General features: G+C 66.6%; 2 protein-coding genes. One reads left to right on the top strand and one right to left on the bottom strand.

Annotated elements, in window-relative coordinates; translation table 11 throughout:
* Positions 1 to 12: 12 nt before the first annotated feature.
* The gene (locus VFG49_RS08545; RefSeq protein WP_324859437.1) at positions 13 to 3,009 is read right to left on the bottom strand and encodes a diguanylate cyclase; all 2,997 of its coding nucleotides are present in this window, start codon (positions 3,007 to 3,009) and stop codon (positions 13 to 15) included.
* A gap of 236 nt (positions 3,010 to 3,245) precedes the next feature.
* Between VFG49_RS08545 and VFG49_RS08540 the strand changes: the two genes are divergently transcribed.
* The coding region (locus tag VFG49_RS08540) for a replication-associated recombination protein A (protein WP_414649090.1) at positions 3,246 to 4,561 on the top strand (1,316 nt) is incomplete at its 3' end.

The raw sequence follows: 4,561 nt of genomic DNA, 5'->3' as shown, positions 1-4,561 counted from the left end.
GGTGGCTGGCGACTAAGGCGCCGCCACGCAGCGATTGCGGCCGTTGTGCTTGGCCTCGTAAAGCGCATCGTCGGCGCGCGACAGCCATTGCGACAAGGTTTCGCCCTCGCGCAACACGGCCACGCCGATGCTGACGGTGATGGTGATGGGTTGCTCGTCGTGCATCAGGTGGCTTTCCTCGACGGCCTTGCGGATGCATTCCGCCATCGCCATGCCGTGCGCGAGGTCCGAGCCTGGCAGGCAGATCACGAACTCTTCGCCGCCGTAACGTCCCACCAGATCGCCTTCGCGTCGCTGCAGCAGGATGGTGCCGCTCACGTTGCGGATCACACCGTCGCCGGCGAGGTGGCCATAGCTGTCGTTGATCTGCTTGAAGCCATCGAGGTCGAGCAACGCCATGCAGGCCTCGCCGGGCCGCGATTGCGCCAGCACGTCTTCGGCGAGCTCCATGAAACGGCGGCGATTGCACGCGCCCGTCAACGCGTCGGTGCTCGCCAGTTCGTCCAATCGCTGGTTGGCCGCCAGCAGGTCGCGGGTGCGCAGGTCGATCTGCTGCTGCAGCTGCCGCGCCTGCTTGCGCAGGTACAGCGTGCGCAGCTGGATGACGCCGATGAGCAGGCCCAGCAGGACGAGGCCGGCCACGACCATCGCCGCCACCGTTTCGTACCAGCGCGGCTCGATCGACACGCCGAAGGTCGCTTCGGTGGTGCGCGGCTGCATGCCGTGCGTCTGCGCGCGCAGGTGCAAGGTGTATTCGCCGTGAGGCAACGTGGTGTAGATGGCCGAAGGCAGGCTGCCGCGCGGCACCTCGATCCAGTTTTCGTCGAGGCCTTCCATGTGATAGCTGTAGCTGGTGTCGGCCGGCGCCTGGAAATCCAATAGCGCAAAGTCCACGCGCAGGCTGCGGTTGCGCGCGCCGAGATGGAACGATTCGTTGACTCGCGGCAGATGGCCGAATGGCAACGGATGCCCATTGATCACGGCATAGGTGACCGCCAGCGGGGCATCGGGAACGTCGGGCGGCTGCCACGTGGGACGCACCACGGTGAGGCCGCCCAGGCCACCAAACAGCAATTCGCCGTCGGGTGCGCGTGCCGACGCGGCATAGATATAACTGGCGATGCGCAGTCCATCGCGCGCACCCAGGTTGTGCACGGTGTGCGTGGACGGATCGATCATGGCGATGCCGTTGGGAAGGCTCACCCAGGGATTGCCCAGCCCATCCGATTCCACCGCATTGATGTTGTCGCTGGGGAGGCCCTGCGCCAGTCCCATGGTGCTGAAGCGATAGGGCTCGCCGCTGCTGCGCGGCTCCATCATGGCGAGGCCGCCATAGGTGCCGATCCACAGGCCGCCTTGCGGATCGGTGGAAATGGAACTTGCCAGGTTGTTCGGCAGGCTGGCGGGATCGCCAGGGCGATTCAGCAGGTTGAGGAAACCCGAATTCTGCGACGTGTTGGCCGCAATGCTGATGCCGCGGCCGGTGACGTACCAGATGTCGCTGCCGATGCGGGCGATGCCCCGCACCGTATCGCTGGCGAGGCTGCGGGGATCGTTCGGTTCGTTGCCGAAATGGGTGAACGTGCGCTTGCGCGTCTCGTAGCGGAATACGCCGTCGTAGGTGGCGATCATCAGGCGCTCGCCATCGGGCAGCAGATGCAGCACCGGGCGCGCATCCAGCGCGGGAATGACGGAGCCTTCGATGGCAAACGTATCGGGATTGATGCGCGCCACGCCCTGCGTGCCGACCCAGATGCCATCGGGCATTTCGGCGAAGGCCTGCACATCGCGGCGCGCCTGGGTGCCATCGAGTTGCAAGTGGTGTACCACGCCGCGATCCAGGTCGATCACGTCGATGTTGCCGCCGCTCAGCCCCAGCCAGATGCGCCGGCGCGAATCCACGAAAATGCCGCGCACATTGGTGTTGGACAGCGCGTGCTCGGCGTGCGTGGAAGGCAGGATCGCGAACGCCTTGCGCGCGGTGGGGTTATAGCGCGCCACGCCCAGGTCGGTGGCCGCCCAGATGTTGCCCTGGTGATCGCGCATGAGCGCGCGCACCGAATCGCCGGGCAGCGACGACGGCATCGCCGTATCGTGGCTGATGGCGTGCCAGCTGCCCGCTTCCGGGTCATAGGCCAGCAGTCCGTTGCCGTCGGTTGCGATCCACATCGTGCCCGGCTGCACTTCCATGAAGCCGCGCACCGTCGGATGGCGCTCGTGATCGCGCTGGATGCCGCTGAAACCCTTGATGGCGTGCCATTGCCCATCCGCATCGCGATACACCGCGCCGGACTGCGTGCTGCCCACCCACAGGCGTCCCGAGCGATCCTCGTGCAGCGTCCAGATGCCGTCGTTGAGCGTGCTTTCGATCTGCGCATTGCCGGGTGCGCGCGGCGCACGGACAAAGGCATTGCTGCCGGCGGGACGCAGGAACAATCCGTTGTTGTTGCCCAGCCACAAGTTGCCCTCGCGATCCTGCAGCACGCTGAAACTGCGCGGCGAGGTGCCCGGGCCGGTGGGCACGGGAAAGATCCGGCCGGTTTTCAGTTCGAGATGATCCAGTCCGCGCTCGGTGGCGATCCACACGCCGTCCTTGTCGTCGCGGGCCATCGCGAAGATCTTTCGATCGCTGGTGCCGTTGGTGCCAATGGGGTACGCGTGGAACGTATTGGTGAGCGCGTCAAAGCGCGTAACGCCACCGGAATTGGTGCCTATGAGCATGTCGCCATCGGACAGCGGCACCAGGCTGCGCACATAGGCATCGGGCAGGTCGGTGCGCGTATTGCCGGTGGCAGTGAACACCTGCATGCGATGGCCGTCGTAACGCACGAGGCCACCCAGCGAACCGATCCACACCAGTCCGCGCTGGTCCTGCGCCAGCGCCGTGGTCAGCGAGTGGGGCAGTCCATCGTTGATGCCGACGTGGTCGAACCACGGCATGTCGAACGGTGCCCAGGGATCGCTCTCGGCGTGGACGGGCGAGGCGAGCGCGAACAACGCCAGCAGCATTGCCAGCCACAACGCTGCATGGCGACGAGGGCGGTCGTCGGGCAGCGATGCGCATCCGTGGTGAGTCTGCCTGCTTGTCCGCCCTGGCCTATGCGCCACTTGCCGCCCCTGCGATGCATGCCCCGGCCCATCATAGCCGCGGGCCGCGCACTTGCACGCCATGGAGGCGGCATGAAACCAGGGCCGGATCGCTCGTAGCGGGCCCCGTGAGGTCCGCGCCGCGGCGATGCCCTATCATGCGGGGCATGTCACGCAGCGATATGTACGACGCGCCGGGCCTGTTTGCCGAGCCCGACGACCTCAAGCCCCTGGCCGAACGCATGCGGCCGCGCACCCTCGATGAAATCGTCGGCCAGCAGCGCGTGATGGCGCCCGGCAAAGCGCTGCGGCGCGCGCTGGAAGCCGGGCGCGTGCACTCGATGATCCTGTGGGGGCCGCCCGGTTGCGGCAAGACCACGCTGGCCCTGCTGGTCGCCCGCTACGCCGATGCCGACTTCCGCGCCATTTCCGCCGTGCTCTCGGGCCTGCCGGAAGTGCGCAAGGCGCTGGCCGAGGCCGAGGCCAATTTTGCGCAGGGACGGCGCACCGTGCTGTTCGTTGATGAGGTGCACCGCTTCAACAAGGCACAGCAGGATGCCTTCCTGCCACACATCGAGCGCGGCGTGATCATCTTCGTGGGTGCCACCACCGAAAACCCCTCGTTCGAACTCAACTCCGCCTTGCTCTCGCGCTGCCGCGTGCACGTGCTGGAGGCAGTGACGCCCGATGACATCGTGGTCGCGCTCAAGCGCGCGCTGGAAGACAACGAGCGCGGCCTCGGCACGCTGGAGCTCGACGTCTCCGACGAATCGTTGCGCCTGATCGCGCAGGCCGCCGATGGCGATGTGCGTCGCGGCCTCACGCTGCTGGAAATCGCTTCGGAACTCGCCGAAGACCACCGCATCGACGAAGCCACGCTCACTCAGGTGCTGGCCGATCGCACGCGCCGCTTCGACAAGGGTGGCGAGCAGTTCTACGACCAGATCTCGGCGCTGCACAAATCCGTGCGCTCTTCCGACCCCGATGCCGCCGTGTACTGGCTGACCCGCATGCTCGATGGCGGCGTCGATCCGCTTTATCTCGCACGTCGCATGACGCGCATGGCGGTGGAAGACGTGGGCCTGGCCGAGCCGCGCGCATGGCGCATGGCACTGGATGCATGGGACACCTACGAACGCCTCGGCAGCCCCGAAGGCGAACTGGGGCTCGCGCAGCTGGCCATCTGGCTGGCCATTGCGCCCAAGAGCAACGCCGCCTACATGGCCTACAACCAGGCGCGCGCCGTGGTGCGCGAAACCGGCACGCTGGACGTGCCCCTGCACCTGCGCAATGCGCCGACCAAGCTGATGAAGGGCCTGGGCTACGGCAAGGGCTACCAGTACGACCACGACGCCGAAGGCGGCATCGCGCTGGACCAGCAATGCCTGCCCGATGCGCTGGCAGACATGACCTTCTACGAACCGGTCGAGCGCGGCCTGGAACTGAAGCTGCGCGAAAAGCTGCTTGGCCTGCG

Origin of the sequence: Dyella sp. (assembly GCF_035685885.1) — a bacterium.
In the GTDB taxonomy this organism is placed as follows: domain Bacteria; phylum Pseudomonadota; class Gammaproteobacteria; order Xanthomonadales; family Rhodanobacteraceae; genus Dyella.
Note: the sequence above shows the minus strand (reverse complement) of the source record. Positions and strands in the feature narration are given on the sequence as shown.

Bases quoted from the DNA above. Each gene is read 5' to 3' on its own strand.
- VFG49_RS08545 (WP_324859437.1), bottom strand. From the start codon at position 3,009: ATGCTGCTGGCGTTGTTCGCGCTCGCCTCGCCCGTCCACGCCGAGAGC.